Raw genomic sequence first — 24,683 nt, 5'->3', positions numbered from 1 at the left:
CGAATATTAACAATAATGATTATCGTTTGCAAGCAGTAAGCAACATTTATATATCCTATTTTTAATGGATCTACCCAAATTTTAGTGGTTATCATCTTAAGTGACTGTTAATACAGGTTATTTATTAGGCTACAATAATACTTAAAACAAATAAAGGCAGCGCTAAACATTTAAGCGCTGCCTTTATTGTTGCTGTTTTATTAACGTCATTGATACGGTAGAGCCTAATCAAGCAACAAATTCTTCAAAATTCCCTCATAAATCTGCGCTAACCTGCCCAAATCATCAACTTCAACCTTTTCATCGACCTGGTGAATGGTGGCGTTACGTACGCCTAATTCAACAACCTGCGCACCAGTCGGGGCAATAAAGCGTCCATCGGACGTACCGCCAGAGGTTGATAAGGTGGTGTCGACATCGGTGACTTTTTTGATGGCGTTTTGGCATGCCGAGACCAGTTTCCCTTCAGGGGTCAAAAACGGCTGACCAGATAACTTCCAATTGATGTCGTAACTGGCTTTATTCTCTGAAACTTGGCTATTAGCAAAGTGCTTATCAAAGATAGCGTGGGTTTTTGCCTTTAGCTCATCTTCAGTCGTCTCTGTCGAAAAGCGAAAGTTAAAGACAACGTTTAGCGTTTCAGGAATGACGTTGGTTGCACCTGTGCCGCCATTGATATTTGATATTTGCAAGGAAGTGGCAGGGAAGTAATCATTACCAGTATCCCATGCGGTAGATGTCAATTCAGCAAGGGCAGACATCGCTGCATGAATAGGATTACAGGCCAAATGTGGATAGGCAACATGACCTTGCTTACCTGTGACCGTCAGCTCTGCGCCTAGCGAGCCACGACGACCGTTTTTGATAATATCGCCTAACGTATCCGTGCTCGATGGTTCACCCACAAGACAATAAGTAATTTTTTCTTGACGAGCCTCTAAGGTTTCGATGACTTTGACCGTACCGTTGATTGATGGACCTTCTTCATCTGAAGTGAGCAAAAAGCAATCGAACCATTGTGCTCAGGATGATTGGCAACGAAGCGTTCGGCGGCGATAGTAAAGGCAGCAATGCCTGTCTTCATATCGGCGGCACCGCGCGCCCATAGATAGCCATCAGCAATGGTTGGCGTAAATGGTGGATACGTCCAGTTTTTTTCATCACCCGTTGGTACCACGTCTGTATGACCGGCAAAGCAAATTACGGGATCCGTCGTGCCACGGCGTGCCCACAAGTTTTTGACTTCAGCATGTTCGCCTTTTGCTTGTCTGTCACCATAGTACATAAACTCGCAGTCAAAGCCCGCTTGCTCCAAACGCTCTGACAATATATCTTGGCAACCATCATCGTCTGGTGTGACAGATGGGCGTTCGAGTAGGGCAATACTCAAATCTAAGGTTGCTTGCTGGTGGGTGGGCTGTTGGTGAGAGTCAGACATGGGTTAGCCTTTTGTATAATAATGAAAATGTTAAATATAAATAGATAATGAGTAATAAGTGCTAAGCGTCTACTTCGACAAAGGGTACAAGACCGTCACGGCGCATCCACGTAGCAATAGAGTAACGCTGACGATGCGCGATCTGCACTTGATGCTGTAGGTCGCTATCAAAAATAATCAATCTATTGGCAACTGGCATCACTTCATGGTGCGTGCCATGCTTATCAACGACTTCTAGCGCACCGCCGTCAGTCGCTCCCCAATCATCATTGAGATAAAACACGGCTGAGATCACCCGTTCATCGCGCCCAGCAGGGTTATCGCTATGCCATTGATAGCCAAAGCCAATCGGATAGCACGCATAATGCGCTTCGCTATGACGAATACCCGCGAATAAGCTACGATTAAACAGAGCGGCCAGCGCGTTGATACTTTGCAGATAATAGTAGCCTGCAAAGAAGTTCTCGGTGATCCAGCGTATTCTATCACCGCGAATATCACTGATACGAATGCCAGCGGTTAGCGCCGCATCACGATAGTCAATAAAACCACTTTCAGCCTGTAGCGCAAGTAATGCGGTCTTATTAAATACATTATCAATAGTGAGCCAGCCATCAGTGACAAAGGTATCAAGCTGCTTATCCGTCAGCCTATCTTCCCAGCTGACTGCAAAATCAGACAGTTGCAATACCTGCTGGGTAGGCGCGTTTGGGGCGTCGTTATGACTGGCTGGAGATAGTAACGGAGGATTGTCCTGTCCTATCGGATGATCAACCACCAACGCTGTCTTGTTCAGGTTGCTAATAATCTGCGTCATTTCATCTCATTCTTATCAATCAATGGTCAATATACCGCCATTCAATGCGTTTTTATCGAAAGGCTTACCAAAACCACATTATATTTTACTCCGCCTATGCTACCATAGATGCAATTTTTCTTATTTAAACTTTTGAGATTATGAACTATAAACACGCCTACCACGCTGGTAACTTTGCTGATGTGGTTAAACACATTTTATTGGTACAACTGCTCAATCAATTGGGGCAAAAAAACAAACCGTTTTATGTGCTTGACGCTTATGGTGGCCGCGGACTGTATTCACTAAGCAGTGAAGAAGCGCGCAAGACAGGGGGAGGCCAAAGGCGGTATTCAGGCTTTTTTGAAAGCAGATACTGAAAAAGCACCAGCCGCTGTCAAAGATTATATGGAAGGCATTAAACAAGCCAAATTCACTTACGACAATAAAGTCTATCCGGGTTCGCCGTGGTGGATTGCTCATCATGTCGAAAAAACCGCCGCTAAAAAACCTGATGCTAGAGTACGCGCCGAAGCTTTTGAAGCCAAAGCGACTGAATATGATGCATTGAACTATCAGCTATATAAGTTGCCAATTGGTATCCAGCATCGTGATGCTTTTGAAGGTATCACCGCTGTTATTCCTCCAAAGGAAAAGCGCGGTTTGATTTTCCTTGATCCTCCTTTTGAGCAAGAGCATAAAGACTTTACGCGCCTGATCGATTTATTAGTCTCGGCTTATAAAAAATGGCCACAAGGTACTTATGCGCTGTGGTTCCCAATCAAAAATATCGAAGCGGTTGAGTTGTTTTATAAAAAGCTCAAGCGTACCGAGATGCGTCGTCAACTGGTTTGTGAGCTAAATATTTATCCCTAATGATGTGGCCGTCGGTCTGAACGGTACAGGTCTACTGGTTATCAATCCGCCATGGCAGTTTGATAATCATGCTCGCGAGATATTACGTTTCTTGCAGCCAGTACTAAAAGTAGAAGATGCGCCAGACTTAACACCTGACAGTGCGACCAATGTACGCTGGCTGGTTGGTGAATAGTGACGTCAGTAGATGATGTCAGTGAACAGCAATATTGGCCAATAAGGATATCAAGATGACGAATATGCAGCCACCTGAAGGCGAACCAAATAACATGTCACCAAAAGAGGGAGCGTTGCAGGACAATGCAGCGACCCAGCCTCCATACATGGATGAGCATGAGTTTAATATTCGTCTAGCAGACAATGACAATTATGATGGTTTGACCTTTGAGGTCGTCGAGGCAGAGGTTGCGGAAGGTAAGCGTGTGGTCAGTCGCGGTGTCTATTTAGCGCCTAATTTGATTACCACTTTGTCACTGCTATCAGGATTTTATTCAATTTTGGCAAGTACGCAAGGCGAGTTTTACAAGGCGGCTTTGGCTATCTTTTTATCAGGTATTCTAGATGGTGCCGACGGCCGCGTTGCCCGTATGCTGAATGCCCAAAGCCCGTTTGGCGAGCAATATGATTCATTAGCAGATATGCTCGCATTTGGTGTGGCCCCTGCTATGTTGGTTTATAGCTTTGCGCTAGAGCCGCTGGGTCGTATTGGGATTGGTTGTGCGTTCGTCTTTACTGCCTGTGCTGCCTTTCGTCTTGCACGCTTCAATGTGCAGGTGGGCATTGTCGATAAAAAATACTTCGTTGGTTTGGCCAGTCCGCTTGCCGCCATTCTAGTAACCTCTGCTGTTATGGTGGCAGTTGATCATAACGAATGGATTGGTCAGTACGATACGGCGATCATGTTTTTGTTCGCAGCGTGGGTGGTCATTTGTGGTCTGCTTATGGTCAGTAATGTTAAGTACTACAGCTTTAAAGAGTTTGATAAAAAGAAAGTACCCTTTGTGGTGCTTATCATTGGCGTACTGGTCATGAGTATTATGCTTTATGATATACCTGTTGGTATCTTGGCGATCGGTATCATTTATGCGTTATCTGGTATTGTGACTACGATCAAAGCAAAGATGTAAGTGTAAATATGAACGTTACTGAGATAAAAAAAGGGACTTGCCAATAGGTGAGTCCCTTTTTTATACGTTATTACTATAAAAACATGGTGTTATAGTCAATCCACTAAAAAGCGTTACAGCGTTAACCTCGCTTGAAGTATGACGTATACATCTGCACTCGGTCGCCTTGTACCACTCTTAAATTGGATCAACTATATTGAAGAATATCCTACTATCAGATACGTTTTATCCCTTGCATAATAGCCATTCATTATGTTTCTGAACGAAATGTACATCCAAACTAAGGGGGGTCTTAGATAACTAGTGCAAACCCTATTTTGCGTAACTATTGTCAAATAAGTAAAATCATTGAAGTGCATAAACCATTGGAATATCTCTACAATTTGATGTTTGCCAAGGCAGTGAGCAAGACCCTCGAAATAATCCTTGACCCAGCCTTAAACCTGCGTATAATGCGTCCCAGTCGAAAGGGAAGTGGTGAGGAAGCTTAAGCGATTAAGTTATTTCAAACTAATTAAAAATACTTCTTGACTAAATAAATAAAGGGTCTATAATACGCCCTCATCAGACGGACTGGCAGTGAGAGATGTGCAGATTACACATTAATAACCCAGTTAACCTGGCGAAACAAATTATAAAAAGTCTTGACAATTCAAATCAATATGATAAGATAGTCGGCTCGCTAGATAGCTTAACCGGCAACGGAAAAGGCAGATAGCGTTAGTAATACCCTATATATCGATGACTGGACGACAGTGATTGAAACTATTTAAAAGCATAACTAAAGAACAACTTGTGTGGATTTTTGCTGATTCAGAATGCTAAAAAATAAAGTTGGTCGACTATCTTTACGGTAGAACACCAACTATAAAAATTATCATTTACTCAGCAGAAAACTCAAAGTTAATTCATTACGAACATAATTACGAGCGATTTGCTAGATTAGATGAGCCAAGATTAGAAGTCGTCTTACTATTTATAGTGAAGACTTCAAGCAAGATTAAACTGAAGAGTTTGATCATGGCTCAGATTGAACGCTGGCGGCAGGCTTAACACATGCAAGTCGAGCGGAAACGATGGGAGCTTGCTCCCAGGCGTCGAGCGGCGGACGGGTGAGTAATACTTAGGAATCTACCTAGTAGTGGGGGATAGCTCGGGGAAACTCGAATTAATACCGCATACGTCCTACGGGAGAAAGCAGGGGATCATTAGACCTTGCGCTATTAGATGAGCCTAAGTCGGATTAGCTAGATGGTGGGGTAAAGGCCTACCATGGCGACGATCTGTAGCTGGTCTGAGAGGATGATCAGCCACACCGGGACTGAGACACGGCCCGGACTCCTACGGGAGGCAGCAGTGGGGAATATTGGACAATGGGGGAACCCTGATCCAGCCATGCCGCGTGTGTGAAGAAGGCCTTTTGGTTGTAAAGCACTTTAAGCAGTGAAGAAGACTCTTCGGTTAATACCCGGGGACGATGACATTAGCTGCAGAATAAGCACCGGCTAACTCTGTGCCAGCAGCCGCGGTAATACAGAGGGTGCAAGCGTTAATCGGAATTACTGGGCGTAAAGCGAGCGTAGGTGGCTTGATAAGTCAGATGTGAAATCCCCGGGCTTAACCTGGGAACTGCATCTGAAACTGTTAGGCTAGAGTAGGTGAGAGGGAAGTAGAATTTCAGGTGTAGCGGTGAAATGCGTAGAGATCTGAAGGAATACCGATGGCGAAGGCAGCTTCCTGGCATCATACTGACACTGAGGCTCGAAAGCGTGGGTAGCAAACAGGATTAGATACCCTGGTAGTCCACGCCGTAAACGATGTCTACTAGTCGTTGGGTCCCTTGAGGACTTAGTGACGCAGCTAACGCAATAAGTAGACCGCCTGGGGAGTACGGCCGCAAGGTTAAAACTCAAATGAATTGACGGGGGCCCGCACAAGCGGTGGAGCATGTGGTTTAATTCGATGCAACGCGAAGAACCTTACCTGGTCTTGACATACACAGAATCTTGTAGAGATACGAGAGTGCCTTCGGGAATTGTGATACAGGTGCTGCATGGCTGTCGTCAGCTCGTGTCGTGAGATGTTGGGTTAAGTCCCGCAACGAGCGCAACCCTTGTCCTTAGTTACCAGCGGGTTAAGCCGGGAACTCTAAGGATACTGCCAGTGACAAACTGGAGGAAGGCGGGGACGACGTCAAGTCATCATGGCCCTTACGACCAGGGCTACACACGTGCTACAATGGTAGGTACAGAGGGCAGCTACACAGCGATGTGATGCGAATCTCAAAAAGCCTATCGTAGTCCAGATTGGAGTCTGCAACTCGACTCCATGAAGTAGGAATCGCTAGTAATCGCGGATCAGAATGCCGCGGTGAATACGTTCCCGGGCCTTGTACACACCGCCCGTCACACCATGGGAGTTGATTGCACCAGAAGTGGTTAGCCTAACTTAGTGAGGGCGATCACCACGGTGTGGTTGATGACTGGGGTGAAGTCGTAACAAGGTAGCCGTAGGGGAACCTGCGGCTGGATCACCTCCTTATAGACAGCATTCGCTCAGCAAGAATTCACAACAAGTTGTTCTTTAGTTTAAGCTTACGTTTTAGGACGTATTAGGGTCTGTAGCTCAGCTGGTTAGAGCACCGTGTTGATAACGCGGGGGTCAGTGGTTCGAGTCCACTTAGACCCACCATTATTAATGTAGGTGAAAGAGCCCTAAGTAAATCCCCCTTCAAGGGATTTCCTCTTGCGCTCGGATCGAAACAATGCTTCGATTGCATCCTCGCTCAGGGGCCATAGCTCAGTTGGTAGAGCGCCTGCCTTGCACGCAGGAGGTCAACGGTTCGACTCCGTTTGGCTCCACCACTACATACAGCTAAGCTTAGCGTGCTAAATAAAATAGGTATCAAATAGAAACAAGTGATTCATCTTGAATAAAGACACGATTACTTCTTTCTGTTTTATACAGAACTTATGACTCGACGAGAGCATAGGAACTATTTAAAAACATAGATATGAGTCTGGGTTAGTGATGACATTTCACGTGTCGTCATTAACCTTAATAACCTCACCCTCTTAACGACATTATTTGTTATCCCAGGGGTGAGTTATTAAAAAAGTAAAGAGAACTGAATCAAGCGTATAAACATAGGTGATATCGTTATCATAATTAGATTGTATGACACATAGAAGTCGAAAGACTACTTGGGGTTGTATGGTCAAGTAATGAAGCGCACATGGTGGATGCCTTGGCAGTCAGAGGCGATGAAAGACGTGACAGCCTGCGATAAGCTTCGGGGAGGCGGCAATATCCTGTGATCCGGAGATTTCTGAATGGGGAAACCCACTTACCATAAGGTAGGTATCCTAATTTATTAGGGAAGCGAACGAGGGGAAGTGAAACATCTCAGTACCCTTAGGAAAAGACATCAATTGAGATTCCCCTAGTAGCGGCGAGCGAACGGGGAGAAGCCGATTAATGCTAATGTAGAAGAACAGCGTGGGAAAGCTGACCATAGTAGGTGATAGTCCTGTATTCGAAACATTAGCGTTAACATATTAAGTAGAGCGGGGCACGAGAAATCCTGTTTGAAGATGGGGGACCATCCTCCAAGGCTAAATACTCCTGACTGACCGATAGTGAACCAGTACCGTGAGGGAAAGGCGAAAAGAACCCCTGTGAGGGGGAGTGAAATAGAACCTGAAACCGTGTGCGTACAAGCAGTGGGAGCCACCATGCGTGGTGACCGCGTACCTTTGTATAATGGGTCAGCGACTTATATTCTGTAGCAAGGTTAACCGTTTAGGGGAGCCGTAGGGAAACCGAGTCTTAATAGGGCGACTAGTTGCAGGGTATAGACCCGAAACCGAGTGATCTATCCATGAGCAGGTTGAAAGTGCCGTAACAGGCACCGGAGGACCGAACCCACTGTCGTTGAAAAGCCAGGGGATGACTTGTGGATAGGGGTGAAAGGCTAATCAAACTCGGTGATAGCTGGTTCTCCCCGAAAGCTATTTAGGTAGCGCCTCGGACGAACACCATTGGGGGTAGAGCACTGTTTCGGCTAGGGGGTCATACCGACTTACCAAACCGATGCAAACTCCGAATACCGATGAGTGATATCCGGGAGACACACGGTGGGTGCTAACGTCCATCGTGGAGAGGGAAACAACCCAGACCGCCAGCTAAGGCCCCAAATTCCTAGTTAAGTGGGAAACGAGGTGGGAAGGCATAGACAGCTAGGAGGTTGGCTTAGAAGCAGCCATCCTTTAAAGAAAGCGTAATAGCTCACTAGTCGAGTCGGCCCGCGCGGAAGATGTAACGGGGCTCAAACTAGGAGCCGAAGCTGCGGATTTGAATTTGTTTTCAAGTGGTAGGGGAGCGTTGTGTAAGCCTGTGAAGGTGTGTTGTAAAGCATGCTGGAGGTATCACAAGAGCGAATGCTGACGTGAGTAACGATAATGGGTGTGAAAAGCATCCACGCCGGAAGATCAAGGGTTCCAGTCCAACGTTAATCGGGGCTGGGTGAGTCGACCCCTAAGGCGAGGCCGAAAGGCGTAGTCGATGGGAAATCGGTTAATATTCCGATACTTGTTTATAATGCGATGGAGGGACGGAGAAGGTTATGTCAGCCTGGCGTTGGTTGTCCAGGTGAAAGGATGTAGGTTTATAGCTTAGGTAAATCCGGGCTATTCTATACCGAGATCTGATAGCAAGCTGTACTTGTACAGCGAAGTGGCAAATACCATGCTTCCAGGAAAAGCTTCTAAGCAATAGTTATAAACGAATCGTACCCTAAACCGACACAGGTGATCAGGTAGAGAATACCAAGGCGCTTGAGAGAACTCTGCTGAAGGAACTAGGCAAAATGGTACCGTAACTTCGGGAGAAGGTACGCTGTTGGTGGTGATAGGACTTGCTCCTTGAGCTGCTGGCAGTCGCAGATACCAGGCTGCTGCAACTGTTTATTAAAAACACAGCACTCTGCAAACACGAAAGTGGACGTATAGGGTGTGATGTCTGCCCGGTGCTGGAAGGTTAATTGATGGGCTTAGCGTAAGCGAAGGTCTTGATCGAAGCCCCAGTAAACGGCGGCCGTAACTATAACGGTCCTAAGGTAGCGAAATTCCTTGTCGGGTAAGTTCCGACCTGCACGAATGACATAATGATGGCAGCGCTGTCTCCAGCAGAGACTCAGTGAAATCGAAATCGCAGTGAAGATGCTGTGTACCCGCGGCTAGACGGAAAGACCCCGTGAACCTTTACTACAGCTTTACATTGAACTTTGACCTGACTTGTGCAGGATAGGTGGGAGGCTTTGAAACCGAGACGCCAGTCTTGGTGGAGCCAATCTTGAAATACCACCCTGGTCATGTTGGGGTTCTAACTCAGGTATCACAATACCGAGGACAATGTATGGTGGGTAGTTTGACTGGGGCGGTCTCCTCCTAAAGAGTAACGGAGGAGTACGAAGGTGCGCTCAGACCGGTCGGAAATCGGTCGAAGAGTATAAAGGCAAAAGCGCGCTTAACTGCGAGACCCACAAGTCGAGCAGGTACGAAAGTAGGTCTTAGTGATCCGGTGGTTCTGTATGGAAGGGCCATCGCTCAACGGATAAAAGGTACTCTGGGGATAACAGGCTGATACCGCCCAAGAGTTCATATCGACGGCGGTGTTTGGCACCTCGATGTCGGCTCATCTCATCCTAGGGCTGAAGCAGGTCCTAAGGGTATGGCTGTTCGCCATTTAAAGAGGTACGCGAGCTGGGTTTAGAACGTCGTGAGACAGTTCGGTCCCCTATCTACCGTGGGCGTTGGAAATTTGAGAGGATCTGCTCCTAGTACGAGAGGACCAGAGTGGACGAACCACTGGTGTTCGGGTTGTCATGCCAATGGCATTGCCCGGTAGCTACGTTCGGATGGGATAACCGCTGAAAGCATCTAAGCGGGAAGCCCACCTCAAGATTAGATTTCCCTAAAGAGCCGTTCAAGACTAGGACGTTGATAGGCAGGGTGTGGAAGCGCAGCGATGCGTGTAGCTAACCTGTACTAATTGCTCGTTTGGCTTGACCATACAACACCAAGTGGTTTGTATACAAGTCTAATTAATCTATCTTATATAGCTCAGGCTATAGAAACAGACAGAATATTTCGATATCACCGTTAACCTTGATTCAGTTAGGGTAAGTGGTACTTATCAAAAGTCACACAAACAGACTCATATCTAACCCCCTTTGCTGACGACAATAGCGCGATGGCACCACCTGATCCCCTTCCCGAACTCAGAAGTGAAACATCGTTGCGCCAATGGTAGTGTGGTTCGCCCATGTGAGAGTAGGTCATCGTCAGCTCCTTATTCCTGATTAGCCCCCTAACTTAACCGTTAGGGGGCTTTCTTTATCTTAAACTTATCTGACTTCCCTAGAAAATCTCTTTATTTAAATGGTTTTATCTTTCGCTCGCATCAAAGCAGTTCTTCAACTCTTTCCTTGCCCAAATCATCACTAGCCTCTTATACCTAAAAGCCCCCGCTCACTCGAAAGAGGGTTTTTTTATTGGCTTATTATTGATAATAATTTATAACTATAGATGGTCAACTGAAAGTTTATTGAGATAATCTAATGATATTAGAAGAAACGGATAAATTGTATTTATATGACAGCTATGGAGATGCATATCTCATCGATAAAGAAAGCAGGGATATCTTGTTTACTGATAGTTTTTACGGTGGTCCATCTTGTGCTTTAATTGACCCAAATAACAAATATGCAATCGTAGCTGGTAAGCATTTAACTCTTTGGGACTGTTATGAGGGAAATAATAAGCTCACAAAATTTGAAACAGAACAGTTTTGCTGGATAGAAAGACTAAGGTTAATCAATGAAAATACTATTCAAATATTATTAGATCCATGGTTCCAATACAGTGCTATATGGGAATTAACAGTTTCTAATAAGTCCTTATTTAAAATTTCAGATTTTATGAAGTATAAAAACCTACCTTATACTGATAATATATAGTCAGTTCAAAATAAAATTGTTATGGTTAGGGACAAACATCATAAAACAACTTGGATAAGTCGTTTTCCAACCAGCCTTGGCGTAGAAACTTTACTTGTGCCCATTTCTTTTCAATAGGGGTTCAAATCAGGGCTGTACGGTGGCAGCCATAGAATACGATGACCATGCCTATTCAGTAGCTTTTGAATGCGCTTCTTCTTATGAAATCGAGCGTTATCCATCACAATCACGCATTTGGTTTTAAGACTTGGGATTAGGGTTTGTTTGCACCAGTTGTAGAATATGCTGCTGTTAATGTTGTGCTTAAAGTAATCTAGTGCAAACAGCATCTTTTCATAGAGAGCACCGATAACGTTGGTTCGCTTTTTACCTTGCCAATTGTAGCTATCAATACAAGGTGTACCAATTAATGTGTACCCATGAGAGCGAATAGTCTCGTACTCAAAGCCGCTTTCATCCATGTAAACAATGGGATAGCCTTGTTGTTTAAAGATATCAAGCTTACTGTGATATATCGCTCTTTTAATCGGACAGGCTTTTGGATGTTCTAAGGTCTTTTTTTGACTGATACCAAGCCGTTTTAGGGCATGATGAATGCCTGTTTTACTACAGTTCAAACGACGTGCTCGCTCATACTGGTAATCGTCGGGATGTTCTTTGACATCATTAAGTAGCACGTCATCTGGTATTTTATAGGGTTTGGTTTGCCTGGTTGTTTTGCTATGAATACGCCGCTTCCAGTTCTGTATGGTGGTTGGGCTCAGATTATAAAACTCAGCCGCCTCGGCAAAGGTCATACCCTCGTCTAAGCTTTTTAGTACTTGCATACGAAAATCTAGTGAGTAAGTCATGGTCTTTATAATAACAATTGAATTTGATAATTAGTTTATAACACTTTTAGGTGGAATTGACTATAGTTTGGTGATTCATTATAAAACCACTATTTGAACCTTATAGTGGATTGTATACTTCTGAATTTTAGCTTAGGAAAGAACCTATGACTACATCAACCGTTCAATACCAAGGCGACTTGCGCACTACCGCTATTCATTTGCAATCAAACAATGAAATTATTACCGATGCACCGACTGACAATCAAGGCAAGGGCGAAGCGTTTTCACCGACTGATTTGCTAGCCACCAGTTTGGCCAGTTGTATGTTGACCATTATTGGTATCAAAGCCCGTGACATGGAGATTGACCTTGCAGGCACCACAGCTGAAGTGACCAAAGTCATGGCCGCTGATCCAAGACGCGTGAGCGAGATCCATATCATCGTGACCTTTAATAAGGAGCTTGATGATAGAACGCAAACGATCTTTTATAACACCGCATTGACTTGTCCAGTCGCCAACAGCCTCCACCCTGATATCACGCAGAACTTAACGTTCCGTATTGCTCGTGGCCTTTAATGCCATGGCAAAAACGTTATTGATTGTCGCTCATGCGCCGTCACCCAATACTGAGAAGTTGGCGCAAGCGGCGTATGGTGGTGCCAATCATCCTGATCTAGATATCACTGTCATTTTGAAGTCGCCGCAGGACACGCAGCCTGAAGATGTGTTGGCTGCTGATGCTTTGCTATTAGGCACGACTGAAAATCTGGCATATATGGCAGGGCTGACCAAAGACTTCTTTGATCGCTGTTATTATCCTGTGCTAGAAGAAAAGCAAGGCATGCCATTTGCACTATATATACGTGCAGGGCATGATGGTACGGGTACCAAGCTTGCAATAAAGACGATCACGACGGGGCTGCGTTGGTCGTGGATTCAAGAGGCAATGATACTACAAGGTGAGTGGCAAGACAGCTTTGCTGACCAAGTAAAAGAGCTTGCCATGACGTTAGCCGCTGGCGTTGAAGCGGGTATTTACTAGTAGTATATTTTGCCAATAATTCGCGAAAGATACTGCAAAGGTAACGGGCAGTCTGAGGAGAGTATCCATGCAAATCGATCATCTAAACAGCCAATTGGATATCGACGCGTTGCCATTCTCTCAAGCGTGCGAGAACAATAAGCAGCCTATCCTAGAAGTATTGCAAAACGAGCTACAAGAGCATACTCATGTCTTAGAAATCGGCTCTGGAACGGGTCAGCATAGTGTTTACTTTGCTCCTCGTTTACCTAAGATACAGTGGCAAACCAGCGATGTCACGAGCAATCATCGTCATATAGCGGCTTGGTATCATGCTTATCCTGCGCCCAATCTATCTCTACCATTAACGTTTGATTTGGCTTACGATTCTGTACCTATTAATAGTCAGTCAGTAAATAGCAATATAGCCAAGCCCTATGATGCGATATTTACGGCAAATACGCTACATATCATCAGTTGGGCGTTGGTCGAAAAATTATTTGCACTGGCTGGTGATGCGTTACCTGTGGATGGTAAGCTGATTGTCTATGGCCCATTTAACGAACATGGTAACTATACCAGTGCGGGCAACCAGCGATTTGATGCGATGTTAAGGCAAGGTAATTCTGACAGTGGTATCCGTCATAAAGAAGACATTGTAAATTTAGCAAATATGCATCATCTAACGCTTAGCAGAACGTACGCGATGCCTGCCAATAATCAGCTGTTGGTCTTTCAGAAGTATTAAATGATTAGAACGTCAAAAAAAGACACCCTCACTGATGATTCGTTGAGGTGTCTTTTTTTGCATTGCTTATATGGTGACTGATATTTTTATACGATTAGATTATTTATACTCATCTGCTAAGAAGTCCAAATAACGTTTCCAAGAGCGCTCATCGGCGCGTGCATCATATCTGTCACTGCCAAATACGCTAAAGGCATGTGGTGCGCCGCTGTAAGTGACCATTTCATGAGGAACTTTTGCCGCTTCTAGCGTTTTGCCCAGAGTCGCAAAGCTCTCTAGAGAGACAGACTGGTCAGCTGAGCCGTGGAACACCAATATCTCGCCAGTGGTCTTGTCATAACTTTGACCGGTCGGAGTATCAAAGGCACCATGGAAGGGGACAAAGGCTTTTTGCGGGAAGCCTGAACGTGCTAACTCTAATGCAACCGTACCACCGAAACAATATCCCATGGTCGTGCCGTTGCGCACATCATTGCCCTCCAGTCGTCCAGCATTTAACGCACCTTGTAGTATGCGGCGCATTTTGTTGCGATCGTCATACAATTCGCCTGTTAAACGCTTATTTTCTTCGATAGAGGTGGGACGAATACCTTGTCCAAACATATCTGCGGCCAGTACGTTGTAACCTTCATTCGCTAGCATATCAGCGCGTTTGCGTTCATAGTCGGTGAGACCATCCCAGTCATGAATCAACAAGATAAAGGAGCATAGGGCTTATTTGCTTTAGCGTAATAGCCCTCGTATGCTTGGTTATCCACCGTATAAGTGACGTTCTTGGTCGTGATAGCGGCAGCGGTTTGGCTGATGGTCAATGCCAGGAGCCCCATTGATGCACCCGCCAATAATGAGCGGTAAGGTTTTTTGGACGAGAAATTCGAAGTTGGTAACATAGTCGATAGCCTTATAGTTATATAAAAAGAGATAAATATATGGCTAAAAACCATGCCAATGTTATTTATCGATGATCTCTAGTACGCCATAAAGCATACCTTAAAGAATAACTAAATTACAAGATTGGGTTGTTAACGTTTAGGCTGGCTCAAAAGCCGTCAAGCGGTTGAGTGACTGCGCACGTAAACTTTAACCAAACATCAACAAGTTTCACTATGTACGTAACTATAAGCGACTTAGTTTTTGGATAAGATAAGCCGTATGCCTTTTATTCCTTTATCTTTTTTAATAATTGGTCATGCAGCAGCACAGACAAATAATCGACAGATGAAGTCAGTATTATCCCAAAGGATACAACACCTGTGTAAGCACATTTTTAATGGTCTTGGAAGAGACTATTTTACTCATTAGCTAGGATGTTTTATGAATAATAATATCGATCATACCGACCCAGCAAAAGACATGAATACTAAACGCGGCAATGGGGCGAAACCCATCAGCGCGCAGACGATGACACCAAAGTATTGACCACCCAACAAGGCGTGGCTATCAGCGACAATCAAAACTCATTAAAAGCAGGCGCACGTGGTCCTACGCTATTAGAAGATTTTGTACTACGTGAAAAGATCAACCACTTTGACCATGAGCGTATTCCTGAGCGTATTGTCCATGCGCGTGGTAGTGCGGCACACGGTTATTTTGAGCTGACCGAATCATTAGAAGAGTATACAACGGCCAAAATTTTGACTGAGACTGGTAAACAAACACCACTTTTTACCCGTTTTTCGACCGTTGCCGGTAATAAAGGCTCAAAAGATACGCCGCGTGATGTCCGCGGCTTTGCGGTAAAGATTTATACCGAAGAAGGTAATTGGGATTTAGTCGGTAATAATATGCCGATCTTCTTTATTCAAGATGCCATTAAGTTTCCTGATCTCATTCATGCAGTCAAGCCGGAGCCGGATCGCGGGTTTCCGCAAGCGGCCTCTGCACACGATACCTTTTGGGACTTTGTCTCGCTAAGCCCAGAGACGATGCATAACCTGATTTGGCTGATGAGTGATCGTGCATTGCCGCGTAGCTTTAGCATGATGGAAGGTTTTGGTATTCATACCTACCGTTTGCTCAACAAAGAAGGTAAGAGTACTTTCTTCCGTTATCATTGGAAACCAGTAGCAGGTGTACAGTCGCTTATTTGGGATGAAGCTGTAAAAATATCTGGTGCTGACCCTGATTATAACCGCCGTGACATGTATGAAGCGATTGAAAATGGTATGTATTTTGAGTGGGAGCTTGGTGTACAGCTCTTTACCGAAGAAGAGGCCAATGAGTTTCCATTTGACCACTTAGATGCCACTAAGCTGATTCCAGAAGAGCTAGTGCCAGTTAAAATCATCGGTAAAATGGTACTAAACCGTAACCCAGATAATTTCTTTGCAGAAACTGAGCAGGTAGCCTTCTGTCCATCGCATATACCACCTGGTATCGACTTTAGTAACGATCCCTTACTGCAAGGCCGTCTATTTAGTTACTTAGATACTCAGTTGTCACGATTGGGCTCACCAAACTTTGTTCAGATTCCTATCAATGCGCCTAAATGTCCGTTTGCAAATAACCAGCAAGACGGTCATATGCAAATGCAAGTGCCTAAGACTCGTGTGCTTTATGAGCCTCAAAGTCTAGATCTAGACCGTCCACGTGAAAGTCCTCAAAAGGTTTTAACTCGTTTCATGAAAAACTGGACGATGGCGTAAAAGGTCGTATCCGTGCTGAGAGCTTCGCTGATCACTATAGTCAGCCACGTATGTTCTATCGTAGCCAAACCCCTGCTGAACAAGCACACATTGCATCAGCCTACGCGTTTGAGCTGGGTAAAGTAGATACTGCGCATGTTCGTACTCGCGTGCTCAGTCACCTTATCAATATTGATGAAGATCTAGCTAATCGTGTTGCCAATGCCTTAGGTATGGAGCTACCAGAAGCGGCAGAACCAGCAGCACCAGTACAAGATATGGACACCTCTAAGCCTCTGCAAACGATTGGTCGTACGCCTAAATCACTAAAAGGCCGTTTGGTTGGTATCTTAGTGGCTGAAGGATCAAACCATGAGCAAGTTAAGAAGTTTGAAGATGCTATTAATGCTCAAGGCGGTATGGTCAAAATTGTTGCTCCTAGCAAAGAAGTCAAGCTTGACGACAATACGCGTATCCAAGCAGATGAGCGTGTTGCTGGCGCACCCTCTGTATTCTTCGATGCGGTAGTGAGTATCATTATGCCGGATCAAGCTAAGAAACTGGCGGAGGATAGCTCAACGCTAGATTGGTTCACTGATGCTTATGTACACTGTAAAGCCATTGCTTATTGCGGTGCAACGGATGAGTTTATCTTAAGTAAACTTCCTGTAGAAAAAGATGAGTTTGTCACACCGCTCGCTAAGCTTGACAGCTTTGTAGAAAATGCAAAATCTCGTCTATGGGAGCGTGAGCCTAAGGTTCGTGACCTTGCGTAATCGCTAGCATAATTGATGGTATCAGCTTTAAATCTATAAAGTAAATACTTAATGTAGAAAACCCAGCCTAAGCGCTGGGTTTTTTGCGTTTTTACTGGAAGTATAAACGTTGTCATTAATGATGTTACGCATTATGCGACTATTATCAACCGTATCTATAGTCACAAGCGTTCACTGAAAACAATTTGTTTTGTATTGATTATCGCTATACTAAAAATACAGAGACACTAGGATCAAATGATCAGGGGATGATAAATGAGTTCGTGTGAAATTGTACGTCTAGAGGGCTATATCCAAAGTAGCTACTTGGCAGTATATCCAGATAAAATCATGTTACTAGACGGCTGTTGCCGTGCCGATGTGCCAATGGTACTTGGGTATATCAAAGATACTCTAAATAGGCCGATAACAGACCTAAAAGTGGTGGTGGTCACCCATATGCATCCGGATCATGCGGGTGGTGCGCGCAGGTTTCGCCAAGAGACTGGATGCCGCATTATCTCTGCTGATAAGAAAAGTCAGTGGTACGGCGGTATTGGTGGACGAGCGATGCATCTGGTCGATATGAATCTTGCGTACTATGTGGCGAGGCGGCAAGGTCGCCCATTTAAAAACTTATATTATCCAGCAAGTCTTCAGCCAGACATCACTGTCACCGATGGTGACTTTGTCCCAGAGTTTGATGAATGGCAAGTGTTAGAGACGCCTGGGCATACCGATCGCGATCTGTCTTTATTTCATTTGCCCAGTCGTCAGGTATATACGGCTGATCTCATCATTAAATTGCGTCATAAGTTTGTGGCGCCATTTCCTGTCTATGATCCCAAAGCTTATAAGCAATCGTTAAAAAAAATCAGAGATTTAAAACCATCAATGGTAATGATGGCTCATGGCCGAGAGCGTGCAATGAGTGAGGTAGAGTTTGATGCGTTCATCGCTCAAGCACCCAAGTATCCGCGCACGATTAAAGATACGATCAGACATAAACTGCTATGGCGTAAGAAAGGCAGCTTCCGACTTTTTTAAACGGCGACATCATAAGTAGATATAAAATAAAGGATAGAAAGTGCAGACGAAAAAAGCCCAGTTACTATGATAGTAACTGGGCTTTTCAAATATGGTGGGCTGTCCGCGACTCGAACGCGGGACCAATTGATTAAAAGTCAACTGCTCTACCAACTGAGCTAACAGCCCTGAGAAGCGTATAAAAATGACACTGCAATTTTAGCTTCGCAAGAGAAAATTCTTTAAATAGAATTTTCTAAAAGTTATGCTAACAATAAATGTATATTATTGCCAACAAGAGTAATTCATTTAAAAAAGAGCTTTTTAAACTTAACTTTATTAAACAACTACCGGATAGGGTAGAACGATGAATAAAGGTTAAACTAAAATATGGTGGGCTGTCCGCGACTCGAACGCGGGACCAATTGATTAAAAGTCAACTGCTCTACCAACTGAGCTAACAGCCCTAACGTTTAAAGTATTTGTATCCCCTAAACGTGAGAGCACATTATATATATAATTCTGACAATTACAACCCCACATGATAAAAAAAGTGTAATTCTCTTATAAAATTGCCAATTTATTCCAGTTTCTTTAAATTTTTGCCATTATATCGATATTGACTGCTCTATTTGGCTAAAGCGAGCCAATAATCAATTATTAGTCTCGAGAAAGCGCCTCAACAGGATCTAGTTTGGCAGCATTACGTGCTGGCAAGAATCCAAATACTACGCCAATCAATGTCGAGCAAACAAACGCGGCAATAATAGAAGTCGGTGAGTAGATGACTTTGAAACTATCACCGCCCACACTATTAATCAGCTCACCAATGGCAAATGCCATTCCAATACCAATCAGTCCCCCTAGGATACAGACTAGAACGGCCTCAATGAGAAATTGCTGCATGATATCGCTTTGACGCGCACCTACTGCCATACGAACACCAATTTCATTAGTGCGCTCGGTGACAGAGACTAGCATGATGTTCATGACCCCAATACCACCAACAATTAACGAAATAACTGCAACTGATGAGATAAGTAGGGTCATCGTACCTGTCGTCGACTCAATGGTTTGACGGATAGAATCTGAATTTCGTAGCTCAAAGTCATCTTTGCCATGGCGACTCTCTATCAAGTCAGAGATGGCCGTCTCTGCGGCACTAGAAGAGATACTATCATCTAACAACGCCACAAAGCGGTCGATATTGGTACTACCGGTGACGCGCGACATCACTGTCGTATAAGGCATATAGATAGTAGGCGTCGTTACACTGGGACCAAAGCCACCATCGCTCTCTTCAAGTACGCCAATCACGCGTCCAGGCACACTACCAACCAATATTACCTCGCCAACAGGGTTATCAATATCTGAGAAAAAGGTCTGTTTAGCGTTGTCATCGATGATGATATCTTGACTACGTAAAGTAATGCTTTTTGCATCAAACCCTTGGCCAAGTGCTAATGTCTCACCAGTGACGGTTAGATAGTCTTCACCAACGCCATTGACGGTAGCATCCTCTTGTATATTACGATAGCGGACACTAGAGCTGGCACTTACCTGAGGGCTGACACTGATAATATAGGGCTGATTGCCGACCGCCTCTGCATCTTCTGGTGTCAAATTGTCATCGTTATAGCGGCGTCTAGGATCGCCTCTAGGGTAGCCATCATTGACGGTAATGGTATTGGTACCTAATGAGCTGATATTGGCAAGGATTTGCTGCTGAGAGCCTTGTCCAAGACCTACGATAGATACGACTGCGGCAATACCGATGATAATGCCGAGCATCGTTAGTAGAGTACGCATCTTATGCGCGCGCATGGCAAGCAAAGACATTTTGAACGCTTCAAGCAGTCGATCAATAAAACTACCAAAGGCACTTTTGCGATGCTCGCCAAGGATAGATTCTGGTTTTTTGTCTGTGTGCTTATAATGCTCAGTTTGATAGTCAGCGATGATATGGCCATCTTTGAGCTCAATCACACGCTCTGCTTGTGCTGCTAGTTTTGGATCATGAGTGACCATGATAATGGTATGACCTTGTGCGCTGAGGTCATGCAAAATCGCCATGACATCTTCGCCAGACTTACTGTCTAGGGCACCAGTTGGCTCATCTGCTAAGATAACATCGCCACCATTCATCAGTGCACGAGCGACAGAAACACGCTGCTGCTGTCCACCTGAGAGCTGATTGGGACGATTGTTGACCTTATTGCCAAGGCCGAGGTCAGTTAGTAGCTTCTCAGCACGATTGGTGCGTGCCTCGGTATCCATGCCCGCATACACGGCAGGGACGGCGACGTTGTCTTTGGCACTGATATCACCAAGCAAATGATAGCGCTGAAAAATAAAACCAAAGTGCTCACGGCGCAGTTCTGCTAGCTGATCGGCATCAAGCTTACGGGCGGATTGACCATAAATCTTATAATCACCAGCAGTGGCTTGATCTAGACAACCTAAGATATTCATCAAGGTGGACTTACCAGAGCCTGACTGTCCAATGATAGCGACCATCTCACCTTGGTGAATCGTCAGACTGATATCATGCAAGACGCGAATGGTTTGCTCACCAGCAGGGAACTCTCTGATAATGCCAGATAGTTCCATAATGGGCTTGCCTGATGCAGAGTGGGTAGCGGTATTGGTTTTTGCTGAGTTGTTTGAGCGATTAGCAGAAGTGTGTGACCCTAAGTTTTGAGCCGTGCTACTTTCAGAGCTATCTTCAGTCGACGGTTTAGGAGATTGAGATATAGTCATAGCAGTGTCTTTAATAAAGGCTAATAAGCGTTATAGTGTTGTTATGAAAGGGCTGCTATGTTTAGCAAGCCTTTCTTACTCAACATAGTCAAAGCACAAGTTACATTCGAGGTCCGCCAGGTACGCGGCCGCTATCTGATTTCTTACCGCTCTCTTCACTGATGATTACTTCTTCCCCTTCTTTCAAACCACTTAAGATTTGCGCATTTACTCGGTTATCAATACCGACTTCTACAGTACGCTCTTCTACGGTTCCGTCATCTTTTAATACACGTACAAACTTGCCCGTTGTTGATTTGCCTTTTTCTTTAGCTCGCTTTTCTTGGATCACTGTTGATGGTACTAATAGAGTATTTTTGGCTTCGTTGACGATGATATATATCTGTGCCGTCATATCGATTCGGAACAAGCGGTCAGGGTTTGGTACTTCTACGTAGCCGACGTAATAGATAGCAGCGTCTGTCGAGCTGGTGCTACTGATCTGCTCTGGGGCAGGTTCGATAGCGGTTAATGTCGCATCATACTGTTTGTCTGGATTACCGATAATATTGAAATAAGCAGGCATACCAGCACTGACGTTAATGACATCAGCTTCTGAGATTTGCGCGTTGATACGTACGGTCGATAAATCTGCTAACGTCACCAATGTGGGCGCCGTTTGGTTAGCATTGACCGTAGTACCTTGCTCAGTCGTAATAGAAACGACTGTACCTGATATTGGTGCACGAATCGTGGTATAGCTTAGATCTTCTTCAGCAGTACTGACGTTAGTTCGTGATTTGCGTAATGCTGCTTGCTGACTGTTGATATTGGCTTCTGTGGTCGCAATCGCGGCTTTAGCTGTGTCGATAGCCGCACGTGCATTGGCAACGGCTGCTTTTGCTGTCTCGACACTGGTCGCCTGCGTGTCATATTCTTGTTGTGAGATAGCATCGATAGCGACTAAGTCTTGCAAACGCGCAAAATCAGACTGTGCTTGTTTGAGCTCAGATTGGCGGCTAGCAAGATCGGAATAGGCACTTTTTAGTGCTGCCTGTTTGCTGAGCAATTCTGCTTGCGCACTTTGTAGCGCGGCTTCACTTTGCTCAAGGCTGGCTTGTTCGTTGCTCAGGTTGTTTTTTTGGGTCACTTGGTCAATCTGTGCAATCAAGTCGCCTTGCTTGACTTCATCACCGACTTCAACGTATAGGCGTTTTACCTCGCCAGATACCTGCGCGCCGACATCAACGGTATTTAACGCTTTTACTTTACCAGAGGCCATGACATTGTTTTCAATATCACCGACTTCAACGGTTGCGGTTAAATAGTTAGGTGTGGTTTCTTCTGGTTTTAAAAAAGTATAGGCCAAAGCCCCTAATGCTACGATAATTAAGGTGATGACACCCCATTTAATAGCAGATTTTCTGCTTATTTTGCGCATGACAACAATCCAATCACAATTAAATCAAGTGTAGATATAGTAGAGACTTCATGTACGAAAGGGAATGATAATTAGTTTACGAAAGGTTAAGGCCTATGTAGTACAGTTTACATAACAGCAAGTAAGCGGCTGTTAATGGATAAATATGAGGAAAGGGTGGACATGATAAGAGGTAGTAAGGGAGAGGCCTTTAAAATACTACTTGGTAAAATAAGGCATAGGGTGTGATAGTGAATGATGACTGGCTATCACGAAGTACTATCGTATGGTAAATAAACGCTTGCCTGCCAGCTCCAATGCTGCTTGCAATAACAGCTCCCATGCTGGTTGGCGAATAAGGCCTTTGATGGCTTGGTCACAGCGATAGAGCAGAGCAGGCCATTCGCTCGTTTGTTCTTTTGACTGACGGCGGCATGCTTGTTGGTATAACCCTTGCTTACTACGCCAAATGCCTAATGCTTGAGGGTCTTGACCATCCAGCAGTTGGATAATTTGACGCATGTCTTTGCTAATAGCCCAGAGTACTAAAGTAGTAGGCTCATCGGTCGACTTTAGCTGAAACATGATTTTGGCAACCTGCGTGCTATTACCCGCGAGCATCGCATCAGACAAATCAAACACGCTAAATTGCGCGTCGCTGACTAAGGCTGCTTGTAAGTCTGCAATATCCAATGTCACATTATTTACCGGCTGTGTAAAACTATTAGAGTGCTCGTTATCTTCATTATTATCACTATTGCTAGTAGCTAATTGCGGTGCAAACAGATAAGACAGGCGCCATAGCGTTTGATAAGCACTGAGTAGATGATGCTCAGTGTGTGACATAAGAAGTTGCCACGCTTCTTGTGACAGTCGTAATCCAAACTTCTGCGCCTGTATTTGCAACAACTGCTGGCGCTGCTGCTCGTTGTATAAATTGCAATCAATGACAGTGCCGTATTGAGCAAAGGGGCAAACCACTTGCTGCTCTGACTGCGTTTGTCTTGCTTAGGTGTTAGCCATAATACGCTATGACTGTGCGCACCTGTTTGCGCCTCAACAGCAAAGCGCTCAAGCTCAGCAATAACTGCTTTATCAGGTTTATGATTGCCAGTCACGATTACCGCACTCGCATCATCAAATAGAGACTGGCTGCCAAGCTCTGACAATACTTCTTGCCAACTCTTCACCGATATCAGCTCTATACGTTTGATGGCGTAGTTTTGCGCGCGCCAATGGGGACGTAGTGCATCGATGAGCCATTGACTGAGTAATGGCTCGTCACCATGCGCCAGCCACAAGCCAGCTACCGCAACCGAAGATTGCAGGAGTTTGGGATAAGCTTGTATAAAGGTGTGTTGCATAGCGTGGTAGGACACAGGTTGGTAAACAGATGATAGCATTTGTAGAAATATGACGAGCGCTGTCGAACTTGCTTAGCTGACTAAGTTAGTGCGTACGCTCGTTGTTCTTCATACTTAAATGGCTGCAAATGATAGAGCTTAATAACAATATTTGTTAAAAGTTACTTCTCAGGTAAGACAACAACCGTTGGCGTTGTGCCTTTATTCATCAGTACAGACTGCTTGGCAGCAGGTGCAACTTTTGGTAAGGAGATCGCCACATATTGATCCGTGATACGGCGTGCTAAGCTGTCATAGAGCCAATCACGAATTTGGTCGCCTTGCTGGTCATCAGTACTGACGGATGCTTCATTGTATTGATAGCTACGCTCGACTTGAATGGGATTGGTAAGCGTGACGGGCTTGCCATTCTCGATCGTCTGGTAGCTGACATCAGCAGAGAGTACCAAGCGAATCTCTGTCAATACACCCACCAACTCGTAACGTTTAAAACGCACGTTACTGATATCGATCGCTGCAATCGGTTTAGCACCAGCTTGTTGATTGCTGCGAATCACATCATCAACTGTCATATTGCCAATGACATCGACACCTAATGTGGTTAGGCGGCGTGTCAATGGCAATTTTAGAGGAAATGAGGTGCGATTGTCTTCGATAATGACGGCTGTTTTGTTGGCATTGAGCAGCATTGGCGAATCATAGCCGCGTAGCTGAAAACCGCAACCACTTAGACCTGCCGTTGTACCCAATATCGCAAACATAGGTAATGCTGTGAGCAATGCCGTCGCAAGCTTCTTTCCACCAGATTGTTTTGTACCAACGTGCCGTGCGCTTGGCGTTGGTTGTGATTGCCAAGCTCGATGCTTATACGACATAAACGCTATCCTCATATGATA

13 protein-coding genes, 4 tRNA genes, 3 rRNA genes and 4 pseudogenes are annotated in these 24,683 nt (G+C 44.8%); 13 read left to right on the top strand and 11 right to left on the bottom strand.

Annotated features, from left to right (window positions below):
- Positions 1–224 precede the first annotated feature (224 nt).
- Both dapE and PKHYL_RS12875 read right to left on the bottom strand, forming a co-directional pair.
- Positions 225–1,438 (bottom strand): annotated as a pseudogene (dapE, locus tag PKHYL_RS12880) (succinyl-diaminopimelate desuccinylase).
- A 61-nt stretch (positions 1,439–1,499) separates the two neighbouring features.
- Positions 1,500–2,255 carry a 2OG-Fe(II) oxygenase gene (locus tag PKHYL_RS12875; protein WP_186474999.1) on the bottom strand — a complete coding sequence of 252 codons (756 nt, stop codon included), beginning with the start codon at positions 2,253–2,255 and terminating at the stop codon, positions 1,500–1,502.
- 140 nt (positions 2,256–2,395) lie between these two features.
- On the opposite strand from PKHYL_RS12875, the pseudogene PKHYL_RS18985 reads away from it, so the two are divergent.
- The 8 genes and pseudogenes from PKHYL_RS18985 (at position 2,396) to PKHYL_RS12825 (ending at position 11,255) form a co-directional block, all read left to right on the top strand.
- A pseudogene (locus PKHYL_RS18985) lies at positions 2,396–3,285 on the top strand (23S rRNA (adenine(2030)-N(6))-methyltransferase RlmJ).
- A gap of 148 nt (positions 3,286–3,433) precedes the next feature.
- Positions 3,434–4,237, top strand: a complete 804-nt coding sequence (pssA, locus tag PKHYL_RS12855) for a CDP-diacylglycerol--serine O-phosphatidyltransferase (protein WP_240366535.1) — start codon at positions 3,434–3,436, stop codon at positions 4,235–4,237.
- Between the two features lie 1,002 nt (positions 4,238–5,239).
- A 16S ribosomal RNA gene (locus PKHYL_RS12850) occupies positions 5,240–6,778 on the top strand.
- Positions 6,779–6,851: 73 nt separating this feature from the next.
- A tRNA-Ile gene (locus PKHYL_RS12845) sits at positions 6,852–6,928 on the top strand.
- Positions 6,929–7,025: 97 nt separating this feature from the next.
- Positions 7,026–7,101, top strand: a tRNA-Ala gene (locus tag PKHYL_RS12840).
- Between the two features lie 351 nt (positions 7,102–7,452).
- Positions 7,453–10,309 (top strand): 23S ribosomal RNA (locus PKHYL_RS12835).
- A gap of 162 nt (positions 10,310–10,471) precedes the next feature.
- Positions 10,472–10,586 (top strand): 5S ribosomal RNA (gene rrf, locus PKHYL_RS12830).
- Together the 16S, 23S and 5S rRNA genes with 2 tRNA genes alongside form the textbook arrangement of a ribosomal RNA operon.
- A 270-nt stretch (positions 10,587–10,856) precedes the next feature.
- Positions 10,857–11,255: a hypothetical protein gene (locus PKHYL_RS12825; RefSeq protein ID WP_240365350.1), complete on the top strand. Its 399-nt coding sequence runs from the start codon at positions 10,857–10,859 to the stop codon at positions 11,253–11,255.
- A 110-nt stretch (positions 11,256–11,365) separates the two neighbouring features.
- Here PKHYL_RS12825 and PKHYL_RS12820 read toward each other — a convergent pair whose 3' ends face one another.
- Positions 11,366–12,106 carry an IS630 family transposase gene (locus PKHYL_RS12820; RefSeq protein ID WP_240365349.1) on the bottom strand — a complete coding sequence of 247 codons (741 nt, stop codon included), beginning with the start codon at positions 12,104–12,106 and terminating at the stop codon, positions 11,366–11,368.
- Between the two features lie 146 nt (positions 12,107–12,252).
- On the opposite strand from PKHYL_RS12820, the gene PKHYL_RS12815 reads away from it, so the two are divergent.
- From PKHYL_RS12815 to PKHYL_RS12805, 3 genes are all read left to right on the top strand, one after another.
- Complete coding sequence (locus PKHYL_RS12815; protein WP_212563808.1) at positions 12,253–12,666, top strand: OsmC family protein; 414 nt, start codon at positions 12,253–12,255, stop codon at positions 12,664–12,666.
- A 4-nt stretch (positions 12,667–12,670) separates the two neighbouring features.
- Complete coding sequence (locus PKHYL_RS12810; protein ID WP_240365348.1) at positions 12,671–13,132, top strand: flavodoxin family protein; 462 nt, start codon at positions 12,671–12,673, stop codon at positions 13,130–13,132.
- A gap of 67 nt (positions 13,133–13,199) precedes the next feature.
- Positions 13,200–13,859 (top strand): DUF938 domain-containing protein, encoded by a 660-nt coding sequence (locus PKHYL_RS12805; protein ID WP_240365347.1) that lies wholly within the window; start codon positions 13,200–13,202, stop codon positions 13,857–13,859.
- Positions 13,860–13,958: 99 nt separating this feature from the next.
- On the opposite strand, the gene PKHYL_RS12800 is transcribed toward PKHYL_RS12805, so the two are convergent.
- Complete coding sequence (locus PKHYL_RS12800; protein ID WP_240365346.1) at positions 13,959–14,555, bottom strand: dienelactone hydrolase family protein; 597 nt, start codon at positions 14,553–14,555, stop codon at positions 13,959–13,961.
- Positions 14,549–14,749 (bottom strand): hypothetical protein, encoded by a 201-nt coding sequence (locus PKHYL_RS12795; RefSeq protein ID WP_240365345.1) that lies wholly within the window; start codon positions 14,747–14,749, stop codon positions 14,549–14,551. Before PKHYL_RS12795 ends, PKHYL_RS12800 begins: the two co-directional genes overlap by 7 nt.
- 424 nt (positions 14,750–15,173) lie before the next feature.
- On the opposite strand from PKHYL_RS12795, the pseudogene PKHYL_RS12790 reads away from it, so the two are divergent.
- Together PKHYL_RS12790 and PKHYL_RS12785 are read left to right on the top strand one after the other, a co-directional pair.
- A pseudogene (locus PKHYL_RS12790) lies at positions 15,174–17,259 on the top strand (catalase).
- A 255-nt stretch (positions 17,260–17,514) separates the two neighbouring features.
- On the top strand, positions 17,515–18,285 hold the full coding sequence (locus PKHYL_RS12785; protein ID WP_240365344.1) for an MBL fold metallo-hydrolase: 771 nt from the start codon (positions 17,515–17,517) through the stop codon (positions 18,283–18,285).
- Positions 18,286–18,377: 92 nt separating this feature from the next.
- On the opposite strand, the gene PKHYL_RS12780 is transcribed toward PKHYL_RS12785, so the two are convergent.
- The 6 genes and pseudogenes from PKHYL_RS12780 to PKHYL_RS12755 all read right to left on the bottom strand — a co-directional run bounded on the left by PKHYL_RS12780 (position 18,378) and on the right by PKHYL_RS12755 (position 24,662).
- Positions 18,378–18,453 (bottom strand) — tRNA-Lys (locus PKHYL_RS12780).
- Positions 18,454–18,655: 202 nt separating this feature from the next.
- Positions 18,656–18,731, bottom strand: a tRNA-Lys gene (locus PKHYL_RS12775).
- Between the two features lie 193 nt (positions 18,732–18,924).
- Positions 18,925–20,874, bottom strand: coding sequence for a MacB family efflux pump subunit (locus tag PKHYL_RS12770; protein WP_228724661.1), 1,950 nt, complete (start codon positions 20,872–20,874; stop codon positions 18,925–18,927).
- A 250-nt stretch (positions 20,875–21,124) separates the two neighbouring features.
- Positions 21,125–22,444 (bottom strand): efflux RND transporter periplasmic adaptor subunit, encoded by a 1,320-nt coding sequence (locus PKHYL_RS12765; RefSeq protein ID WP_093070736.1) that lies wholly within the window; start codon positions 22,442–22,444, stop codon positions 21,125–21,127.
- 258 nt (positions 22,445–22,702) lie between these two features.
- Positions 22,703–23,787, bottom strand: a pseudogene (locus PKHYL_RS12760) (DNA polymerase III subunit delta).
- Between the two features lie 161 nt (positions 23,788–23,948).
- Positions 23,949–24,662, bottom strand: a complete 714-nt coding sequence (locus tag PKHYL_RS12755; protein ID WP_240365343.1) for an LPS-assembly lipoprotein LptE — start codon at positions 24,660–24,662, stop codon at positions 23,949–23,951.
- Positions 24,663–24,683 lie beyond the last annotated feature (21 nt).

The organism is Psychrobacter sp. KH172YL61, from assembly GCF_007182895.1.
In the GTDB taxonomy this organism is placed as follows: Bacteria; Pseudomonadota; Gammaproteobacteria; order Pseudomonadales; family Moraxellaceae; genus Psychrobacter; species Psychrobacter pacificensis.
Note: the sequence above shows the minus strand (reverse complement) of the source record. Positions and strands in the feature narration are given on the sequence as shown.